We start from the raw sequence: 16,522 nt of genomic DNA, 5'->3' as shown, positions 1-16,522 counted from the left end.
GGGAGCGAGCTGACCCATGGGTATCCGTAAGTACAAGCCGACGACTCCCGGCCGCCGCGGTTCCAGCGTCTCCGACTTCGCGGAGATCACCCGGTCCACGCCGGAGAAGTCGCTGATCCGCCCGCTGCACAGCAAGGGCGGCCGCAACGCGCACGGCAAGGTCACCACCCGCCACCAGGGCGGCGGCCACAAGCGTGCGTACCGCCTGATCGACTTCCGGCGGAACGACAAGGACGGTATCCCGGCCACGGTCGCGCACATCGAGTACGACCCCAACCGGACGTCCCGGATCGCGCTGCTGCACTACGCCGACGGCGAGAAGCGCTACATCATCGCGCCGGCGCGGCTCAAGCAGGGCGACAAGGTCGAGGCCGGCCCGAAGGCCGACATCAAGGTCGGCAACAACCTGCCGCTGCGCAACATCCCGACCGGCACCGTGGTGCACGCGATCGAGCTCCGCCCCGGCGGCGGCGCGAAGATCGCCCGCTCGGCCGGCTCGAGCGTGCAGCTGGTGGCGAAGGACGGCCCCTACGCGCAGCTGCGCATGCCGTCCGGCGAGATCCGCAACGTCGACGTGCGCTGCCGCGCCACCGTCGGCGAGGTGGGCAACGCCGAGCACTCCAACATCAACTGGGGCAAGGCCGGCCGGATGCGGTGGAAGGGCAAGCGCCCGACCGTCCGCGGTGTGGCCATGAACCCGGTCGACCACCCGCACGGTGGTGGTGAGGGCAAGACCTCGGGTGGCCGCCACCCGGTCAACCCCGCGGGCAAGCCCGAGGGCCGCACCCGCCGCACCAAGCCGTCCGACAAGTTGATCGTCCGCCGGCGCCGTACCGGCAAGAAGCGCTGAGCAGGGAGGTTAAGACATGCCGCGCAGCCTGAAGAAGGGCCCGTTCGTGGACGACCACCTGCTCAAGAAGGTGGACGCCCTCAACGAGTCCGGCAAGAAGACCGTCATCCGGACCTGGTCCCGACGGTCCACCATCATCCCCGACATGATCGGCCACACGATCGCGGTGCACGACGGCCGCAAGCACGTGCCGGTGTTCGTGTCGGACTCGATGGTCGGCCACAAGCTGGGGGAGTTCGCTCCCACCCGCACGTTCCGTGGCCACATCAAGGACGACCGCAAGGCGCGCAGGCGCTGAGGCGGACCGAGTAGCGACTAGGGAGAGGTGGAGAACAGCATGGCCGACACAGCCAGCAGCACCGCCGACGCCGCGCTCGAGCCCGCTCGAGCGCTGGCGAAGGCCCGGTTCGTGCGCATGTCGCCGACCAAGTGCCGGCGCGTCGTGGACCTCGTCCGCGGCCTGCCGGTGAGCGAGGCCCTGGCGATCCTGCGGTACTCGCCGCAGGCCGCCGCCGAGCCGGTGGCCAAGGTCGTGGCGAGCGCCGCGGCCAACGCCGAGAACAACTTCGACATGGACCCGGAGACCCTCGTGGTCGCCGTCGCCATGGTCGACGAGGGGCCGACGCTGAAGCGCATCCGGCCGCGGGCCCAGGGCCGCGCGTACCGGATCCGCAAGCGGACGAGCCACATCACCATCGAGGTCGAGTCCGCCCCGCAGAAGGCCGGCCGTCGTGGTGCGAAGGGGAGGGCCCGCTGATGGGGCAGAAGATCAACCCGCACGGCTTCCGCCTGGGCATCACCACGGACTGGAAGTCGCGCTGGTACGCCGACAAGCAGTACGCGGAGTACGTGAAGGAGGACGTCGAGATCCGCCGCATGCTCTCCAAGGGCATGGAGCGGGCCGGCATCTCCAAGGTCGAGATCGAGCGGACCCGGGACCGCGTGCGGGTGGACATCCACACCGCCCGCCCGGGCATCGTGATCGGGCGCCGCGGCGCCGAGGCCGACCGCATCCGCGGCAACCTCGAGAAGCTGACCAAGAAGCAGGTCCAGCTCAACATCCTCGAGGTCAAGAACTCCGAGTCGGACGCGCAGCTCGTGGCGCAGGGCGTCGCCGAGCAGCTGTCCAACCGTGTGGCCTTCCGCCGCGCGATGCGCAAGGCCATCCAGTCGGCCATGCGCTCGCCGCAGGTGAAGGGCATCCGGGTGCAGTGCTCCGGCCGCCTCGGCGGCGCAGAGATGTCGCGCTCCGAGTTCTACCGCGAGGGTCGCGTCCCGCTGCACACGCTGCGCGCGGACATCGACTACGGCCTGTTCGAGGCGCGGACCACCTTCGGTCGCATCGGCGTGAAGGTGTGGATCTACAAGGGCGACGTCGTCGGCGGCCGCCGGGAGAACGCTCCCGCGGCCGAGGCGCCGGGCCGCGGCCCCCGCCGCGAGCGTCCGGCCCGCCGTCGTTCCGGAGCCTCGGGCACGACCGCGACCAGCACCGACGCCGGGCGCGCCGCCGCCGAGCAGTCGGGTGGCACCGCCACCGCGACCGCGGAGGCGCCGGCGCCGAGCAGCAACGGGGAGAACTGAGCCATGCTGATCCCCCGCAAGGTGAAGCACCGCAAGCAGCACCGTCCGCACCGGACGGGGATGTCGACCGGTGGCACCCGGGTCACGTTCGGCGAGTTCGGGATCCAGGCGCTGGAGCCGGCCTACGTCACCAACCGCCAGATCGAGTCGGCGCGTATCGCGATCAACCGGCACATCAAGCGTGGCGGCAAGGTCTGGATCAACGTCTTCCCGGACCGTCCGCTGACCAAGAAGCCCGCCGAGACCCGCATGGGCTCCGGTAAGGGCTCCCCCGAGAAGTGGGTGACCAACGTCAAGCCCGGCCGGGTGCTCTTCGAGATGAGCTACCCGAACGAGGCTCTCGCGCGCGAGGCCCTGCGCCGCGCCATCCACAAGCTGCCCATGAAGTGCCGGATCGTGACCCGTGAGGGTGGTGACATCTGATGGCGGCCACCACTGCTGCCGAGCTGCGTGAGCTGACCGACGAGGAGCTCGTGCTGCGGGTCAAGGAGGCCAAGGAGGAGCTGTTCAACCTCCGCTTCCAGATGGCGACCGGGCAGTTGGACAACAACCGGCGGCTGCGTACCGTCCGGCACGACATCGCGCGGATCTACACGGTCATGCGCGAGCGCGAGCTGGGCCTCTCGGCCGCCCCGAGCGACAACGAGGGCGCGGCATGAGCGAGAAGACTCAGGAGCAGCGCGGGGAGCGGAAGGTCCGCGAGGGCCTGGTCGTGTCCGACAAGATGGACAAGACCATCGTGGTCACCCTCGAGGACCGCGTGAAGCACCCGCTGTACGGCAAGGTCATTCGGCGGACCAGCAAGGTCAAGGCGCACGACGAGGCCAACACGGCCGGCGTCGGTGACCGCGTCCGGCTGATGGAGACCCGGCCGCTGTCGGCCACCAAGCGGTGGCGGCTGGTCGAGATCCTGGAGAAGGCGAAGTGATCCAGCAGGAGTCGCGGCTGCGCGTCGCCGACAACACCGGTGCCAAGGAGATCCTGTGCATCCGGGTGCTGGGCGGTTCGGCGCGGCGCTACGCGGGGATCGGCGACACGATCGTCGCCACCGTCAAGGAGGCCATCCCCGCGGCCGGCGTGAAGCGCGGTGACGTCGTCAAGGCGGTCATCGTGCGCACGGTCAAGGAGAAGCGCCGTCCGGACGGCAGCTACATCCGGTTCGACGAGAACGCCGCCGTCCTGATCAAGGACAACGGCGAGCCGCGGGGGACGCGTATCTTCGGCCCGGTCGGTCGCGAGCTCCGCGACCGCCGGTTCATGAAGATCATCTCCCTCGCCCCGGAGGTGCTCTAGAGCATGAAGGTCAAGAAGGGCGACACGGTCCTCGTCATCGCCGGCAAGGACAAGGGCGCGAAGGGCAAGGTCATCCAGGCCTACCCGGACCGCGACCGCGTCCTCGTCGAGGGCGTGAACCGCATCAAGAAGCACACGCGGGTGAGCCAGAACCAGCGGGGCGCGCAGTCCGGCGGGATCGTCACCCAGGAGGCGCCCATCCACGTCTCGAACGTGATGGTCGTCGACTCCGACGGGAAGCCGACCCGCGTCGGCAAGAAGCTCGTCGAGTCCGAGGACGGCGGCAAGGCCAGGCGCGTCCGGATCTCCCGCAAGTCCGGGAAGGAGATCTGATGACCACCACGGAGAAGGTCAACCCGCGCCTCAAGCAGCGCTACGTCGACGAGATCAAGGGCGAGCTGCAGAAGCAGTTCTCCTACGGCAACGTCATGCAGATCCCCGGCGTCGTGAAGGTCGTCGTGAACATGGGTGTCGGCGACGCCGCCCGTGACTCGAAGCTGATCGACGGCGCCGTGCGGGACCTGGCCACCATCACCGGCCAGAAGCCGCAGGTCCGGCGGGCCACCAAGTCCATCGCGCAGTTCAAGCTGCGCGAGGGCATGCCGATCGGCGCGAAGGTCACCCTGCGCAACGACCGGATGTGGGAGTTCCTGGACCGGCTGCTGACGATCGCGCTGCCGCGTATCCGCGACTTCCGCGGCCTCTCGCCGAACCAGTTCGACGGGCGGGGCAACTACACGTTCGGTCTCACGGAGCAGTCCATGTTCCACGAGATCGACCCGGACTCGATCGACCGGCCGCGTGGCATGGACATCACCGTCGTGACCACCGCGACCACGGACGAGGAAGGCCGGGCGCTCCTGCGCCAGCTCGGCTTCCCCTTCAAGGAGAACTGAGAGATGGCGAAGAAGGCGCTTCGCATCAAGGCGGAGAAGACCCCCAAGTTCAAGGTCCGCGGCTACACCCGCTGCCAGAAGTGCGGGCGTCCGCGCGCGGTCCTGCGCAAGTTCGGCCTCTGCCGCGTGTGCGTCCGCGAGATGGCACACGCCGGCGAGCTGCCGGGCGTCAACAAGAGCAGCTGGTAACCACCGAGCTGTCGTTTCGTTCGCCACAGGCCCCTCCCTCGCGGGAGGGGAACCACGGCGGGAAAGAGACACCACACCATGACGATGACCGATCCGATCGCAGACATGCTCACGCGTCTGCGGAACGCGAACTCGGCCTATCACGACCAGGTCGTGATGCCGCACTCCAAGCTGAAGGTCGCCATTGCGGAGATCCTGCAGAAGGAGGGCTACATCGCGAGCCACCACACCGAGGACGCCGAGGTCGGCAAGTCCCTGGTCGTCGAGCTCAAGTACGGGCGCAACCGTGAGCGGAGCATCGCGGGTCTGCGCCGGGTCTCGAAGCCGGGCCTGCGGGTCTACGCGAAGTCGACCAACCTGCCGCGGGTCCTGGGCGGCCTGGGCATCGCGGTCATCTCGACCAGCCAGGGGCTCCTGACCGACAAGCAGGCCTATCGGAGCGGCGTGGGCGGGGAAGTCCTCGCCTACGTCTGGTGAGAAGGGAGTAGAGCGATGTCCCGCATCGGGAAGCTGCCGATCACCGTTCCGTCCGGCGTCGACGTGACCATCGAGGGCCGCACGGTCACCGTCAAGGGCCCCAAGGGCACCCTGTCGCACACCGTCATCGCGCCGATCACCGTCGAGCGCGGTGACGACGGCGAGGTCCTGGTCAAGCGACCGGACGACGAGCGGAAGACCAAGGCCTACCACGGCCTGTCGCGGACCCTGGTGAGCAACCTCGTCGAGGGCGTCACCAAGGGCTACGAGAAGAAGCTCGAGATCGTCGGCGTCGGTTACCGCGTCGCGCTCAAGGGCTCGAACCTGGAGTTCGCCCTCGGGTTCAGCCACCCCGTCGTCGTCCAGCCGGCGGAGGGCATCACCTTCGCGGTCGAGTCGCCCACGAAGTTCTCGGTGAGCGGCATCGACAAGCAGCTGGTGGGCGAGACCGCGGCGAACATCCGCAAGATCCGCAAGCCGGAGCCCTACAAGGGCAAGGGCGTGCGGTACGCCGGCGAGAACGTCCGCCGCAAGGTCGGGAAGACGGGTAAGTAAGCCATGGCCGACACGATTTCTGCGAACGCGAAGAAGCGCACCGCCTCGCGGGTGTCCGCCACCCGCCGCAAGGGGCTGGCCCGCCGGCACGCCCGGCTGCGCAAGAAGATCAGCGGGACGCCGGCGCGTCCGCGGCTGGCCGTCAAGCGCTCCTCGCGCCACCTGCACGTGCAGCTGATCGACGACGTCGCGGGCCACACGCTGGCCGCCGCCTCGTCGCTCGACGCGGACGTGCGCGCGGTCGAGGGCGACAAGAAGGCCAAGGCCGCCAAGGTCGGCGAGCTCATCGCCGGCCGGGCCAAGGCCGCCGGTGTCGAGGCCGTCGTGTTCGACCACGGTGGCTTCGGCTACCACGGCCGGATCGCGGCGCTGGCCGACGCCGCCCGCGAGGGAGGCCTGAAGTTCTGATGAACACCAACATGATGGAAGGGACCGTCTGATGCCGGGACGTACGCGGCGCGAAGGCGGTGGCCCGGGCGGTAACGACCGCCGGGACCGCCGCGACGGTGGCCGTGGCGGGGCGGCCCAGGACAAGACCCCGTACATCGAGCGACTCGTCACGATCAACCGCGTGGCCAAGGTCGTGAAGGGTGGTCGTCGCTTCAGCTTCACCGCCCTCATGATCGTCGGCGACGGCGACGGCCTGGTCGGCGTGGGCTACGGCAAGGCCAAGGAGGTGCCGGCCGCGATCGCCAAGGGTGTCGAGGAGGCGAAGAAGAACTTCTTCCGCGTCCCCCGCATCGGCGGCACGATCGTGCACCGCGTCCAGGGTGAGGCGGCCGCGGGCGTGGTCCTGCTCCGCCCGGCCAGCCCCGGTACCGGTGTCATCGCCGGTGGCCCGGTGCGCGCCGTCCTGGAGTGCGCCGGCATCCACGACGTCCTGTCGAAGTCGCTGGGCAGCGACAACGCGATCAACATCGTGCACGCCACGGTGGATGCGCTGAAGCAGATCCAGCGTCCCGAGGAGGTCGCGGCCCGCCGCGGCCTGCCGCTCGAGGACGTCGCGCCGGCCTCGATGCTCCGTGCCCGCGCCGAGGCCGCCCAGGCTGCGAGGGTGTGAGCGTCATGGCCGACAAGAAGCTCCGCATCACGCAGGTCCGCTCCGCCATCGGCGGCAAGGCGAACCAGCGTGAGTCGCTGAAGGCCCTCGGCCTGCGCAAGATCCGCCAGTCCCAGGAGTGGCCGGACACGCAGCAGGTCCGCGGGCTCGTCAACACCGTGCGTCACCTCGTGACCGTGGAGGAGGTGTCCTGATGAGCGAGACGATCAAGGTTCACCACCTGCGCCCGGCGCCCGGCGCCAAGACCGCCAAGACCCGCGTCGGTCGCGGTGAGGGCAGCAAGGGCAAGACCGCCGGTCGCGGTACCAAGGGCACCAAGGCCCGGAAGACCGTGTCCCCGGCCTTCGAGGGCGGGCAGATGCCGCTGCACATGCGGCTGCCCAAGCTCAAGGGCTTCAAGAACCGGTTCCGGACCGAGTACCAGGTCGTGAACGTCGGCGACCTGGCGGCCCTCTTCCCGCAGGGCGGCGAGATCGGCCCGGCCGAGCTCGCCGAGGCCGGTGCGGTCCGCAAGGGCCAGCCGGTCAAGGTCCTCGGCAACGGGGACCTCGACGGTGTCACGCTCACCGTCAGCGCCCACGCCTTCTCCGGCTCCGCCAAGGAGAAGATCGCGGCCGCGGGTGGCACCGCCACCGAGCTCTGACCTGTCCGAGACAGGGCTTCACCCGGCGACGCCGTCCGAGCGGCCCGCCCCCGTCGAGGGGCGGCCGAGCGGGCGGCGTCGTCGCTGTTAGAGTCGTCTTTCGCCCAGGCCGTCGCGACGCACGGACCGTGCGGGCAGCAGACCAGGAGGATCACCGAGGTGCTCAGCGCTTTCCGGGCGGCCCTCACGACCCCGGATCTCCGGAAGAAGATCCTCTTCACCCTCGGGGTCGTGGCCGTCTACCGGCTCGGGGCGAACATCCCGTCGCCCGGCGTGTCCTACCCGAACGTGCAGGAGTGCATCCGGCAGGTCGAGGGCAGCGACAACGCGGGCATCTACTCGCTCATCAACCTGTTCTCCGGCGGCGCGCTCCTGCAGCTGTCGATCCTGGCCCTCGGGATCATGCCGTACATCACGGCGTCGATCATCATCCAGCTGCTCACTGTCGTCATCCCGCGGTTCGAGGTGCTGAAGAAGGAGGGCCAGTCCGGGCAGGCCAAGCTCACGCAGTACACCCGCTACCTCACGATCGCGCTGGCGATCCTGCAGGCCACCGGGATCGTGGCGCTGGCGGACCGTGGCGCGTTGCTCGGCAACTGCGACCGGCCGATCATCCCGGACTCGGACGTCTTCTCGCTGGCGATCATCGTCATCGTCATGACGGCGGGCACCTCGGTCGTCATGTGGCTGGGTGAGCAGGTCACGGAGAAGGGCATCGGCAACGGCATGTCGTTGCTGATCTTCGCCTCGATCGCGCACCGCATCCCCGCCGAGGGCAAGAACATCCTCGACAACGCCGGTCCGCTCGCCTTCGCGGCCGTCTGCGTGTTCGGCCTGGCCATCATCGTCAGCGTCGTGTTCGTCGAGCAGGGCCAGCGCCGCATCCCGGTGCAGTACGCCAAGCGGATGGTCGGGCGCCGGATGTACGGCGGCACGTCGACGTACCTGCCGCTCAAGGTGAACCAGGCCGGCGTCATCCCGGTCATCTTCGGCAGCTCGCTGCTGTACCTGCCGGACCTGATCTCCCGGCTCCTCGGCAACGAGGGCGGCGCCTTCCAGCAGTTCGTCCAGACCTACCTGGTCGACCAGTCCAACTGGCTGCACATCACCCTGTACGTCGCGCTCATCATCTTCTTCACCTACTTCTACGTCGGCATCACCTTCAACCCGGAGGAACGGGCCGACGAGATGAAGAAGTTCGGCGGCTTCATCCCGGGCATCCGGCCGGGCCGGCCGACCGCCGAGTACCTGAACTTCGTGCTCAGCCGCATCACCCTGCCGGGATCGCTCTACCTGGGCATCATCGCCGTCCTGCCGAACTTCTTCCTCGGAGTCACGGGCAGCGGGCAGAACCAGAACTTCCCGTTCGGCGGCACCGCCGTACTGATCATGGTCGGGGTCGGGCTGGACACCGTGAAGCAGATCGAGAGCCAGCTGATGCAGCGGAACTACGAAGGTTTCCTGCGTTAGAGTCGGGGTAGAGGGCCTTGTTCGACGGGCCGTCGAAGATGCAGTATCGACGCCTCGGCGACCGGGCCCTCGAGCCCGACGGTCCCGTCGAGGATCACCTCGTTCGTCGCCAGAGCAGGCGGCAGAGCAGAAGAGAGCAGGGAGGTCGGGTTCCAAGTGCGACTCGTTCTTGTCGGTCCGCCGGGTGCGGGTAAGGGGACCCAGGCCGAGCGCCTGGCCCAGCAGCTGGACGTCCCCCACATCTCGACCGGAGACCTGTTCCGGGCGAACCTGAAGGACGAGACGCCGCTCGGCCTCGAGGCCCGGTCGTACATGGACGCCGGCAACCTCGTGCCGGACTCGGTCACCGTGGCGATGGTGAAGGACCGCCTCGCGGACCCCGACGCCGCGAAGGGCTTCATCCTCGACGGCTTCCCGCGGACCGTCCCGCAGGCGGACGCGCTGGCCGAGATCCTGGCCGAGTACGGTGTCGACCTCGACGCGGTCGTCGAGTTCGAGGTGGACGACGAGGTCGTCGTGCAGCGGCTCCTCGGTCGCGGCCGGGCGGACGACAACGAAGAGGTCATCCGCAACCGCCAGCAGGTGTACCGGGACGAGACGGCGCCGCTGCTGCGGTACTACGCCGACCGGCTCGTCACGGTCGACGCGGTCGGCGAGGTCCCCGAGATCACCGACCGGGTGACCACCGCACTCGAGGCACGCAAGTAGCACCCATCGACAGGAGGCCCGCATGACCGGCAGGAAGGGCGGCGTGCGCGGCGCGATCGCACGGCTTCGGGGGCGCGACATCGAGCTCAAGAGCCCGGCCGAGATCGAGGCCATGCGGGCGGCGGGGGCCGTGGTGGCCGCCGCGCTGGCGGCGGTCGCCGACCTCGCCAAGCCGGGGGTCTCCACGGCGGAGCTGGACGCGCTGGCGGAGCAGGTCATCCGGGACGCCGGCGCCGTCCCCTCCTTCAAGGGCTACCACGGGTTCCCGGCGAGCATCTGCGCGTCGGTGAACGAGCAGATCGTCCACGGCATCCCGTCGCCGGCCCAGGTGCTGGCCGACGGGGACCTGGTCTCCGTGGACTGCGGCGCGATCCTCGACGGCTGGCACGGCGACTCCGCCGTCACGCTGGCCGTCGGGGAGGTGGCCGCCGCGGACCTCGCGCTGTCGAAGGCGTGCGAGGGTGCGATGTGGGCGGGGATCGAGGCCGTGCGCCCGGGGGCCCGGCTCACCGACATCTCGTACGCGATCCAGGAGGCCTGCCGCGCCGCCGCGATCGCGGACCGGGCGGACTACGGGATCGTCGCCGAGTACGGCGGCCACGGCATCGGCACGTCGATGCACATGGACCCGTTCCTGCCCAACCACGGCGAGCCCGGGCACGGCCCGAAGCTGCGCCCCGGCATGGCCCTGGCGATCGAGCCGATGCTCACCGGGGGCGACCCCGAGACCCGCGAGCTCGAGGACGGCTGGACCGTCGTCACCGCGAACGGCGGGCGGGCCGTGCACTGGGAGCACACCGTCGCCGTCACCGAGGACGGGCATTCCGTCCTCACGCTTCCCGGCTGACCGGCCACCGCGGTCCCCGCCCGGCGGAACCGCCCGGTCGGGCAGGGTCTCGTATTGATCCGGAAAGGGCCTCCCGGCGTCCGGCTGGTCTACGTTCCACGCATGAGTGCTGATGCCGCAGCGCCGCGGCCTCCGGGAGCGACCGTGGGCGTGCCCCGCGAGTCGGGCTCCGGCGAGCGTCGCGTCGCGCTGGTGCCGAAGGTCGTGGAGCGACTCCGGTCGAAGAACGTGTCCGTGGTCGTCGAGTCGGGCGCCGGCCTCGGTGCCCTGATCCCGGACCAGCTGTACGTCGACGCGGGCGCGACGGTCGGCGATCCCTGGTCGTGCGACGTGGTGGTGAAGGTGGCCCCGCCGACCGCGGAGGAGATCGGCAGGCTCCGCCCGGGGGCCACGCTGATCGGCTTCCTGGCCCCGCTGACGTCGCCGGACACGACCTCCGCGCTGCGCGAGGCCGGGGTCACGGCGTTCGCGATGGAGTCGATCCCGCGGATCTCGCGGGCGCAGTCGATGGACGCGCTGTCCTCGCAGGCGAACGTGGCCGGGTACAAGGCGGTGCTGCTCGCGGCGGAGCGCTCGACGCGGTTCTTCCCGATGCTCACCACCGCGGCCGGCACCGTGAAGCCCGCGACCGCCCTGGTGCTGGGCGTGGGCGTGGCGGGGCTGCAGGCGTTGGCCACCGCGAAGCGGCTCGGCGCCCGCACGACCGGCTACGACGTGCGGCCCGAGGTGGCCGACCAGGTGCGTTCGCTGGGCGCGCAGTGGCTGGACCTCGGCATCGACGCGGCCGGCGAGGGCGGCTACGCCCGCGAGCTGACCGAGGACGAGCGGGCCGAGCAGCAGAAGCGCCTCGAGGAGGCCATCACCGGGTTCGACGTCGTGATCACCACGGCGCTGGTGCCCGGGCGCAAGGCCCCGACCCTGGTCACCGCGAAGGCGGTGGAGGGGATGAAGGCGGGCAGCGTCGTCGTCGACCTGGCGGGGGAGACCGGCGGCAACTGCGAGCTGACCGAGCCGGGCGAGGTCGTCGTCAAGCACGACGTCACCATCGCCTCGCCGCTGAACCTGCCGGCCGGGATGCCCGAGCACGCGTCGGAGCTCTACGCCCGCAACGTCTCGGCCCTGCTCGAACTCATGCTCGACGACGGCGGCGCCGTGGCGCCGGACTGGTCGGACGAGGTCCTGGCGAAGTCCTGCGTGACGCGAGAGGCGGAGTGATGCAGAGCGGGTCGCTGCTGGCGAACATCGCGATCCTGGTGCTGGCCGGGTTCGTCGGGTTCGCGGTCATCTCGAAGGTGCCGAACACGCTGCACACGCCGCTGATGTCCGGCACGAACGCGATCCACGGGATCGTGCTGCTCGGCGGGCTGATCGTGCTCGGCGAGCTGGAGAACCCGTCGGTGCTCGACGCGATCATCCTCGTCGTCGCGATCGCCTTCGGCACGATCAACGTCGTCGGTGGGTTCCTGGTCACCGACCGCATGCTGGGCATGTTCAAGGCCAAGCCCGCCGAGAAGGTCAGCGCCTCCGACTCCGAGAAGGCGGCGAGCGACGGTCGGGTGGAGCGCTGATGGGCGCCGCGGTCCTGGACGTCGTCGTCCCGATCCTCTACATCATCGCGTTCGCCCTGTTCATCTACGGCTTGATGGGCCTGACCGGGCCGAAGACGGCGGTGCGCGGCAACAAGATCGCCGCGGTCGGCATGCTGATCGCGGTCGTCGCGACGCTGCTGCGGGTGCACCACAACTGGATCCTGATCGTGGTCGGCCTGGTCGTGGGCGCGGCGCTGGGCTTGCCGTCGGCGCGGCAGGTGAAGATGACCGCGATGCCGCAGATGGTGGCGCTGTTCAACGGCGTCGGCGGCGGGGCGGTCGCGCTCATCGCCTGGTCGGAGTTCCGCACGTCCGGCGGCTTCCTCGACACGGCGACCTACGTCGTCGTCGCCTCGCTGTTCGCGGCGATCGTGGGGTCGGTGTCGTTCTGGGGCTCGTTGATCGCGTTCGGCAAGCTGCAGGAGATCCTGCCGGGCCGGCCGATGGGGCTGGGCAGGGCGCAGCAGGCGGTCAACGTGCTGCTGCTGGTCGCCGCGGTCGTCTGCGCGGTGGTCGCAGGGCTCGGCGGCGCACCCGAGTTGTGGATCGTCCTGGTCCTGCTGCTGGCCGCAGTGCTCGGCGTGATGGTGGTGCTGCCGATCGGCGGCGCCGACATGCCCGTGGTGATCTCGCTGCTCAACGCCCTGACCGGGCTCTCGGCCGCGGCCGCAGGTCTCGCGCTGGACAACACGGCGATGATCGTCGCCGGCATGATCGTCGGCGCGTCCGGTTCGATCCTGACCAACCAGATGGCCGTGGCGATGAACCGGACCATCCCGGCCATCGTGGCCGGCGGGTTCGGCGGCACGGGAGTGGCGGCGTCGGACGACGGCGTGGAGCGGACCGTGAAGTCGACCTCGGCGTCGGACGCGGCGATCCAGATGGCCTACGCCTCGCAGGTGATCGTGGTGCCGGGCTACGGGATGGCGGTCGCGCAGGCCCAGCACGCGGTCAAGGACATGGCCAAGCTGCTCGAGGCCAAGGGGGTGGAGGTCAAGTACGCCATCCACCCCGTCGCCGGACGCATGCCGGGGCACATGAACGTGCTGCTGGCCGAGGCCGACGTCGCCTACGACGCGCTCAAGGAGATGGACGAGATCAACGACGAGTTCGCCCGCACGGACGTCACGCTCGTCATCGGGGCCAACGACGTCACCAACCCGGCGGCGCGCAACGACCCCAGCTCGCCCATCCACGGCATGCCGATCCTCAACGTCGACGAGTCCCGCACCGTCATCGTGCTCAAGCGCTCGATGAACAGCGGCTTCGCCGGCATCGACAACCCGCTGTTCTACGCCGAGCGCACGAGCATGCTCTTCGGCGACGCGAAGAAGTCCGTCATGGAGGTCACCGAGGAGCTCAAGGCCCTCTGACTGCCCCGTGAACGGCGCTCTCGCTCACGAGGAATGAGCGAGAGCGCCGTTCACCGTTCGGGGGCGGGGTCGAGGGGGTGCTGCAGCTCGTCGCGGTGCAGGCGCCAGCCGACGACCGCGGCGACGGCGAGCAGCACGGGGGCGAGGCCGGCGATCGCGAAGGTGAGCGGGATGCCGACCGCCTCCCCGACCGGGCCGGCGAGTGCGGTCGAGACCGGCATCAGCGCGAGCGACACGAAGAAGTCGAGGCTCGAGACGCGGCCGAGCAGGTGCGACGGGACGCGGCGCTGCAGCAGCGTCCCCCAGATCACCATGGCCGCGCCGTGCGCCGCCCCGACCACGCCGACGATCGCGCCCATGACCCACAGCCGGTCGGTGAACCCGATCGCGGCCAGCGGGACGCCGCCGACACCCCACAGCAGGATCATCACCGTGAGGTAGCGGCGCGGCATCCGGCCCGCCGAGGCGATCAGCGAGCCCATTGCGCCGCCCAGCCCGAACGCAGCCAGCACCAGCGCGTACCCGCCCGGCCCGCTCGCCGTCTGGTCCCGGACGGCGAAGGGCAGCAGCACCTCGATCGGGCCGATCACGACCAGCACGAGCAGCACGGCGAAGGCGAGCGTGGCGAAGAGCCAGCCGGTGCACAGCAGGTAGGCGAAGCCCTCGCGCAGGTCGCCGAGGACCGAGCTGCGCTCCCGCTCCTCCTCCGCGGCCGGCGGCACCCGCATGGCGAGCAGCGGCAGCAGCGCCAGCGCGTACCCGGCGGCGGCGCCGCCGAGCGCGATGCCCGGCCCGAACGCGGCGACGAGCCCGCCGGCCAGCGCGGGGCCCGCGGCGTACATCGCGACGGGCCGCAGGACGCCCTCGAGGCCGTTGGCGGCCAGCAGCTCGTCGGCCGGCAGCAGCGTCGGCAGGATCGCCGAGTAGGCCGGGTAGAAGAAGGCCTCGGCCGCACCGACGACGAACGCGACGGCCGCCAGGTGCCAGAGCTGCAGCGTGCCGGTCAGCGCGAGCGTCGCGGCCAGGCCGGCCATGACGATCCGGACCGCCTCGACCAGCCGGAGCAGCAGCCGTCGGGAGACCCGGTCGGCGGCCACACCGCCCAGCAGGACACTCGCCAGCAGGCCGGTGGCCGCGGCCGCGGACACCAGGGACAGGTCCGACGGCCCGCCGCCCAGCGCGATGACCTGGTACACCAGCGCGACGATCCACAGTCCGCTGGCGAACAGCGACGCCGCCATGGACAGCGCGAGCATCGTGTAGTCGCGGTGCCGGAAGGGCCGCAGCGGCCGGGGCAGGCGCTGCGGGACGGGTGCCGTTCCGGTGCTCACGGGGCATACTGGAGCACCTGCACCGGGGTCGAGGTCAACCGGATTCCGGGCGAAGCGGACAGGAGCGGGGCGTCCGGGGCCCGTGTTGCGGGGCCTGTGGCCTCCCGCGCGCGTACCCCATGTGCCGGGCCCTGTAAAGCACACGTACACTGGGTCCTCGGCGCGCCGTGTGGCGCCGGTTCCGCTCGTGCGCGTGCGCACCCTCCGGTCCCGTCCCCGCCCCGTGGTGCGCCCGTAGCAAGGCGAGCAGTACCCCAGAAGTACCCAGCAGTACCTGCAGTACCAGCACGACCGACAACAGTCACCTGTCACGGAACGCGGAGGACATGGCCAAGAAGGACGGGGCGATCGAGGTCGAGGGCCGGGTCGTCGAACCCCTGCCGAACGCGATGTTCCGCGTGGAGCTGGAGAACGGGCACCGGGTCCTCGCGCACATCAGCGGGAAGATGCGGCAGCACTACATCCGGATCCTCCCCGAGGACCGGGTGGTCGTGGAGCTCTCTCCCTACGACCTCTCCCGCGGCCGCATCGTCTACCGCTACAAGTGACGACCAACAGAAGGATCGCCTGACGTGAAGGTCAAGCCGAGCGTCAAGCCGATCTGCGACAAGTGCAAGGTGATCCGCCGTCACGGCCGGGTCATGGTGATCTGCGAGAACCTGCGCCACAAGCAGCGCCAGGGCTGATCGCCGCACTCCACGCGGAGACGCTCACAGCTCAAGAAGAGGAACCCGACGGACCTGCCGCGCCACCCGAGGCGCGGTGACACCTCCGGTACCGGGCCGGTGCCCTGGCCAGTCACCAGGGACGGCCGTCGGGAGTACCCGGCACGACCCAAGGAGACACCAGCCGCATGGCACGACTCTCTGGTGTCGACCTCCCCCGCGACAAGCGGATGGAGGTCGCACTGACCTACATCTACGGGATCGGGCGCTCGCGCTCGCTCGAGATCCTCGCCGCCACGGGCATCAGCGTGGACCTGCGCTCGAAGGACCTGACCGACGAGCAGCTCGCCACCCTGCGCGAGTACATCGAGAACAACTTCCGCGTCGAGGGCGACCTGCGCCGTGAGGTGCAGGCCGACATCCGCCGGAAGATCGAGATCGGGTGCTACCAGGGCATCCGCCACCGTCGTGGGCTTCCGGTCCGCGGCCAGCGCACGAAGACCAACGCGCGCGGCCGCAAGGGCCCGAAGAAGACCGTGGCGGGCAAGAAGAAGGCAGGTAAGAAGTAATGCCGCCCCGCACCCGTGGCGCGGCCGGACCCAAGAAGGTCCGCCGCAAGGAGAAGAAGAACGTCGCGCACGGCCACGCGCACATCAAGAGCACGTTCAACAACACCATCGTGTCCATCACGGACCCGACCGGTGCCGTGATCGCGTGGGCCTCCGCCGGGCACGTGGGCTTCAAGGGCTCGCGCAAGTCCACGCCGTTCGCGGCGCAGATGGCCGCCGAGAACGCCGCCCGCAAGGCGGCCGAGCACGGCATGAAGAAGGTCGACGTCTTCGTGAAGGGCCCGGGCTCGGGCCGCGAGACCGCGATCCGCTCGCTGCAGGCCGCCGGCCTCGAGGTGGGCACGATCTCCGACGTCACGCCCCAGCCGCACAACGGATGCCGCCCGCCCAAGCGGCGCCGGGTCTAAGGGGAGAGGGAGTAACCAG

The 16,522-nt window shown here is 70.1% G+C and carries 28 protein-coding genes; 27 read left to right on the top strand and 1 reads right to left on the bottom strand.

Going from position 1 to position 16,522, the window contains the following annotated elements; translation table 11 throughout:
• Positions 1-16 precede the first annotated feature (16 nt).
• The 23 genes from rplB (at position 17) to ACQP04_RS32175 (ending at position 13,531) form a co-directional block, all read left to right on the top strand.
• Positions 17-850, top strand: a complete 834-nt coding sequence (rplB, locus tag ACQP04_RS32285) for a 50S ribosomal protein L2 (protein ID WP_358203664.1) — start codon at positions 17-19, stop codon at positions 848-850.
• A 16-nt stretch (positions 851-866) separates the two neighbouring features.
• Positions 867-1,148 (top strand): 30S ribosomal protein S19, encoded by a 282-nt coding sequence (gene rpsS / locus ACQP04_RS32280; protein ID WP_020622935.1) that lies wholly within the window; start codon positions 867-869, stop codon positions 1,146-1,148.
• Between the two features lie 39 nt (positions 1,149-1,187).
• Positions 1,188-1,607: a 50S ribosomal protein L22 gene (gene rplV / locus ACQP04_RS32275; RefSeq protein ID WP_358203667.1), complete on the top strand. Its 420-nt coding sequence runs from the start codon at positions 1,188-1,190 to the stop codon at positions 1,605-1,607.
• A complete protein-coding gene (gene rpsC, locus ACQP04_RS32270) occupies positions 1,607-2,431 on the top strand; it encodes a 30S ribosomal protein S3 (RefSeq protein ID WP_232868962.1) in 825 nt (274 codons plus the stop codon). The genes rplV and rpsC overlap by 1 nt, the downstream gene beginning before the upstream one ends.
• A 3-nt stretch (positions 2,432-2,434) precedes the next feature.
• Positions 2,435-2,854, top strand: coding sequence for a 50S ribosomal protein L16 (gene rplP / locus ACQP04_RS32265; RefSeq protein ID WP_037046105.1), 420 nt, complete (start codon positions 2,435-2,437; stop codon positions 2,852-2,854).
• Positions 2,854-3,090, top strand: a complete 237-nt coding sequence (gene rpmC / locus ACQP04_RS32260; RefSeq protein WP_037046106.1) for a 50S ribosomal protein L29 — start codon at positions 2,854-2,856, stop codon at positions 3,088-3,090. The genes rplP and rpmC overlap by 1 nt, the downstream gene beginning before the upstream one ends.
• Positions 3,087-3,359, top strand: coding sequence for a 30S ribosomal protein S17 (gene rpsQ / locus ACQP04_RS32255; protein WP_037046108.1), 273 nt, complete (start codon positions 3,087-3,089; stop codon positions 3,357-3,359). The genes rpmC and rpsQ overlap by 4 nt, the downstream gene beginning before the upstream one ends.
• The gene (gene rplN, locus ACQP04_RS32250; RefSeq protein ID WP_037046109.1) at positions 3,356-3,724 is read left to right on the top strand and encodes a 50S ribosomal protein L14; all 369 of its coding nucleotides are present in this window, start codon (positions 3,356-3,358) and stop codon (positions 3,722-3,724) included. Before rpsQ ends, rplN begins: the two co-directional genes overlap by 4 nt.
• 3 nt (positions 3,725-3,727) lie before the next feature.
• Positions 3,728-4,057: a 50S ribosomal protein L24 gene (rplX, locus tag ACQP04_RS32245; RefSeq protein ID WP_037046110.1), complete on the top strand. Its 330-nt coding sequence runs from the start codon at positions 3,728-3,730 to the stop codon at positions 4,055-4,057.
• Positions 4,057-4,620 (top strand): 50S ribosomal protein L5, encoded by a 564-nt coding sequence (rplE, locus tag ACQP04_RS32240; RefSeq protein WP_037046112.1) that lies wholly within the window; start codon positions 4,057-4,059, stop codon positions 4,618-4,620. Before rplX ends, rplE begins: the two co-directional genes overlap by 1 nt.
• 3 nt (positions 4,621-4,623) lie before the next feature.
• Positions 4,624-4,809: a type Z 30S ribosomal protein S14 gene (locus ACQP04_RS32235; RefSeq protein ID WP_433504251.1), complete on the top strand. Its 186-nt coding sequence runs from the start codon at positions 4,624-4,626 to the stop codon at positions 4,807-4,809.
• 78 nt (positions 4,810-4,887) lie between these two features.
• Entirely contained in the window at positions 4,888-5,286 is a 399-nt protein-coding gene (rpsH, locus tag ACQP04_RS32230) for a 30S ribosomal protein S8 (RefSeq protein WP_232868958.1), read from the top strand.
• Positions 5,287-5,301: 15 nt separating this feature from the next.
• Positions 5,302-5,841, top strand: coding sequence for a 50S ribosomal protein L6 (gene rplF / locus ACQP04_RS32225; RefSeq protein WP_433504250.1), 540 nt, complete (start codon positions 5,302-5,304; stop codon positions 5,839-5,841).
• A 3-nt stretch (positions 5,842-5,844) separates the two neighbouring features.
• The gene (gene rplR, locus ACQP04_RS32220) at positions 5,845-6,249 is read left to right on the top strand and encodes a 50S ribosomal protein L18 (protein ID WP_433504249.1); all 405 of its coding nucleotides are present in this window, start codon (positions 5,845-5,847) and stop codon (positions 6,247-6,249) included.
• A 31-nt stretch (positions 6,250-6,280) separates the two neighbouring features.
• Positions 6,281-6,901, top strand: coding sequence for a 30S ribosomal protein S5 (gene rpsE, locus ACQP04_RS32215; RefSeq protein ID WP_412831940.1), 621 nt, complete (start codon positions 6,281-6,283; stop codon positions 6,899-6,901).
• 5 nt (positions 6,902-6,906) lie between these two features.
• Positions 6,907-7,095, top strand: coding sequence for a 50S ribosomal protein L30 (gene rpmD / locus ACQP04_RS32210; RefSeq protein ID WP_433508482.1), 189 nt, complete (start codon positions 6,907-6,909; stop codon positions 7,093-7,095).
• Positions 7,095-7,544 carry a 50S ribosomal protein L15 gene (gene rplO, locus ACQP04_RS32205; protein ID WP_233308030.1) on the top strand — a complete coding sequence of 150 codons (450 nt, stop codon included), beginning with the start codon at positions 7,095-7,097 and terminating at the stop codon, positions 7,542-7,544. Before rpmD ends, rplO begins: the two co-directional genes overlap by 1 nt.
• Before the next feature lie 159 nt (positions 7,545-7,703).
• On the top strand, positions 7,704-9,014 hold the full coding sequence (secY, locus tag ACQP04_RS32200) for a preprotein translocase subunit SecY (protein WP_433504248.1): 1,311 nt from the start codon (positions 7,704-7,706) through the stop codon (positions 9,012-9,014).
• A 156-nt stretch (positions 9,015-9,170) separates the two neighbouring features.
• On the top strand, positions 9,171-9,722 hold the full coding sequence (locus ACQP04_RS32195; RefSeq protein ID WP_433504247.1) for an adenylate kinase: 552 nt from the start codon (positions 9,171-9,173) through the stop codon (positions 9,720-9,722).
• A 22-nt stretch (positions 9,723-9,744) separates the two neighbouring features.
• Entirely contained in the window at positions 9,745-10,569 is an 825-nt protein-coding gene (gene map / locus ACQP04_RS32190; RefSeq protein ID WP_433504246.1) for a type I methionyl aminopeptidase, read from the top strand.
• Between the two features lie 102 nt (positions 10,570-10,671).
• Positions 10,672-11,784, top strand: coding sequence for a Re/Si-specific NAD(P)(+) transhydrogenase subunit alpha (locus ACQP04_RS32185; RefSeq protein WP_433504245.1), 1,113 nt, complete (start codon positions 10,672-10,674; stop codon positions 11,782-11,784).
• A complete protein-coding gene (locus ACQP04_RS32180) occupies positions 11,784-12,137 on the top strand; it encodes an NAD(P) transhydrogenase subunit alpha (protein ID WP_433504244.1) in 354 nt (117 codons plus the stop codon). The genes ACQP04_RS32185 and ACQP04_RS32180 overlap by 1 nt, the downstream gene beginning before the upstream one ends.
• Positions 12,137-13,531: an NAD(P)(+) transhydrogenase (Re/Si-specific) subunit beta gene (locus ACQP04_RS32175; RefSeq protein ID WP_433504243.1), complete on the top strand. Its 1,395-nt coding sequence runs from the start codon at positions 12,137-12,139 to the stop codon at positions 13,529-13,531. Before ACQP04_RS32180 ends, ACQP04_RS32175 begins: the two co-directional genes overlap by 1 nt.
• A 50-nt stretch (positions 13,532-13,581) precedes the next feature.
• On the opposite strand, the gene ACQP04_RS32170 is transcribed toward ACQP04_RS32175, so the two are convergent.
• Positions 13,582-14,862 carry an MFS transporter gene (locus tag ACQP04_RS32170; protein WP_433504242.1) on the bottom strand — a complete coding sequence of 427 codons (1,281 nt, stop codon included), beginning with the start codon at positions 14,860-14,862 and terminating at the stop codon, positions 13,582-13,584.
• A gap of 326 nt (positions 14,863-15,188) precedes the next feature.
• Between ACQP04_RS32170 and infA the strand changes: the two genes are divergently transcribed.
• The 4 genes from infA (at position 15,189) to rpsK (ending at position 16,503) form a co-directional block, all read left to right on the top strand.
• On the top strand, positions 15,189-15,410 hold the full coding sequence (infA, locus tag ACQP04_RS32165) for a translation initiation factor IF-1 (RefSeq protein ID WP_010228514.1): 222 nt from the start codon (positions 15,189-15,191) through the stop codon (positions 15,408-15,410).
• A gap of 24 nt (positions 15,411-15,434) precedes the next feature.
• Positions 15,435-15,548 carry a 50S ribosomal protein L36 gene (rpmJ, locus tag ACQP04_RS32160; protein WP_015883600.1) on the top strand — a complete coding sequence of 38 codons (114 nt, stop codon included), beginning with the start codon at positions 15,435-15,437 and terminating at the stop codon, positions 15,546-15,548.
• A gap of 167 nt (positions 15,549-15,715) precedes the next feature.
• A complete protein-coding gene (gene rpsM, locus ACQP04_RS32155) occupies positions 15,716-16,096 on the top strand; it encodes a 30S ribosomal protein S13 (RefSeq protein WP_037046145.1) in 381 nt (126 codons plus the stop codon).
• A complete protein-coding gene (gene rpsK / locus ACQP04_RS32150; RefSeq protein ID WP_013677438.1) occupies positions 16,096-16,503 on the top strand; it encodes a 30S ribosomal protein S11 in 408 nt (135 codons plus the stop codon). The genes rpsM and rpsK overlap by 1 nt, the downstream gene beginning before the upstream one ends.
• Positions 16,504-16,522 lie beyond the last annotated feature (19 nt).

Origin of the sequence: Pseudonocardia halophobica, assembly GCF_050948485.1 — a bacterium.
In the GTDB taxonomy this organism is placed as follows: domain Bacteria; phylum Actinomycetota; class Actinomycetes; order Mycobacteriales; family Pseudonocardiaceae; genus Pseudonocardia; species Pseudonocardia halophobica.
The sequence above is the reverse complement of the archived record's forward strand: the minus strand, read 5'-3'. Positions and strand labels throughout refer to the sequence as shown.

What these genes read in the sequence shown, in the direction of transcription:
- ACQP04_RS32235 (WP_433504251.1), top strand. Translation starts at nt 4,624, where the DNA reads ATGGCGAAGAAGGCGCTTCGCATCAAGGCGGAGAAGACCCCCAAGTTC.
- rplF (WP_433504250.1), top strand. Translation starts at nt 5,302, where the DNA reads ATGTCCCGCATCGGGAAGCTGCCGATCACCGTTCCGTCCGGCGTCGAC.
- map (WP_433504246.1), top strand. Translation starts at nt 9,745, where the DNA reads ATGACCGGCAGGAAGGGCGGCGTGCGCGGCGCGATCGCACGGCTTCGG.
- rplB (WP_358203664.1), top strand. Translation starts at nt 17, where the DNA reads ATGGGTATCCGTAAGTACAAGCCGACGACTCCCGGCCGCCGCGGTTCC.
- rpsC (WP_232868962.1), top strand. Translation starts at nt 1,607, where the DNA reads ATGGGGCAGAAGATCAACCCGCACGGCTTCCGCCTGGGCATCACCACG.
- rpsS (WP_020622935.1), top strand. Translation starts at nt 867, where the DNA reads ATGCCGCGCAGCCTGAAGAAGGGCCCGTTCGTGGACGACCACCTGCTC.
- rpsK (WP_013677438.1), top strand. Translation starts at nt 16,096, where the DNA reads ATGCCGCCCCGCACCCGTGGCGCGGCCGGACCCAAGAAGGTCCGCCGC.
- infA (WP_010228514.1), top strand. Translation starts at nt 15,189, where the DNA reads ATGGCCAAGAAGGACGGGGCGATCGAGGTCGAGGGCCGGGTCGTCGAA.
- rplX (WP_037046110.1), top strand. Translation starts at nt 3,728, where the DNA reads ATGAAGGTCAAGAAGGGCGACACGGTCCTCGTCATCGCCGGCAAGGAC.
- ACQP04_RS32185 (WP_433504245.1), top strand. Translation starts at nt 10,672, where the DNA reads ATGAGTGCTGATGCCGCAGCGCCGCGGCCTCCGGGAGCGACCGTGGGC.
- rpsQ (WP_037046108.1), top strand. Translation starts at nt 3,087, where the DNA reads ATGAGCGAGAAGACTCAGGAGCAGCGCGGGGAGCGGAAGGTCCGCGAG.
- rpsE (WP_412831940.1), top strand. Translation starts at nt 6,281, where the DNA reads ATGCCGGGACGTACGCGGCGCGAAGGCGGTGGCCCGGGCGGTAACGAC.
- rpsM (WP_037046145.1), top strand. Translation starts at nt 15,716, where the DNA reads ATGGCACGACTCTCTGGTGTCGACCTCCCCCGCGACAAGCGGATGGAG.
- rplR (WP_433504249.1), top strand. Translation starts at nt 5,845, where the DNA reads ATGGCCGACACGATTTCTGCGAACGCGAAGAAGCGCACCGCCTCGCGG.
- rplP (WP_037046105.1), top strand. Translation starts at nt 2,435, where the DNA reads ATGCTGATCCCCCGCAAGGTGAAGCACCGCAAGCAGCACCGTCCGCAC.
- rpmD (WP_433508482.1), top strand. Translation starts at nt 6,907, where the DNA reads ATGGCCGACAAGAAGCTCCGCATCACGCAGGTCCGCTCCGCCATCGGC.
- rplO (WP_233308030.1), top strand. Translation starts at nt 7,095, where the DNA reads ATGAGCGAGACGATCAAGGTTCACCACCTGCGCCCGGCGCCCGGCGCC.
- rplV (WP_358203667.1), top strand. Translation starts at nt 1,188, where the DNA reads ATGGCCGACACAGCCAGCAGCACCGCCGACGCCGCGCTCGAGCCCGCT.
- rpmC (WP_037046106.1), top strand. Translation starts at nt 2,854, where the DNA reads ATGGCGGCCACCACTGCTGCCGAGCTGCGTGAGCTGACCGACGAGGAG.
- ACQP04_RS32175 (WP_433504243.1), top strand. Translation starts at nt 12,137, where the DNA reads ATGGGCGCCGCGGTCCTGGACGTCGTCGTCCCGATCCTCTACATCATC.
- rplE (WP_037046112.1), top strand. Translation starts at nt 4,057, where the DNA reads ATGACCACCACGGAGAAGGTCAACCCGCGCCTCAAGCAGCGCTACGTC.
- rpsH (WP_232868958.1), top strand. Translation starts at nt 4,888, where the DNA reads ATGACGATGACCGATCCGATCGCAGACATGCTCACGCGTCTGCGGAAC.
- ACQP04_RS32180 (WP_433504244.1), top strand. Translation starts at nt 11,784, where the DNA reads ATGCAGAGCGGGTCGCTGCTGGCGAACATCGCGATCCTGGTGCTGGCC.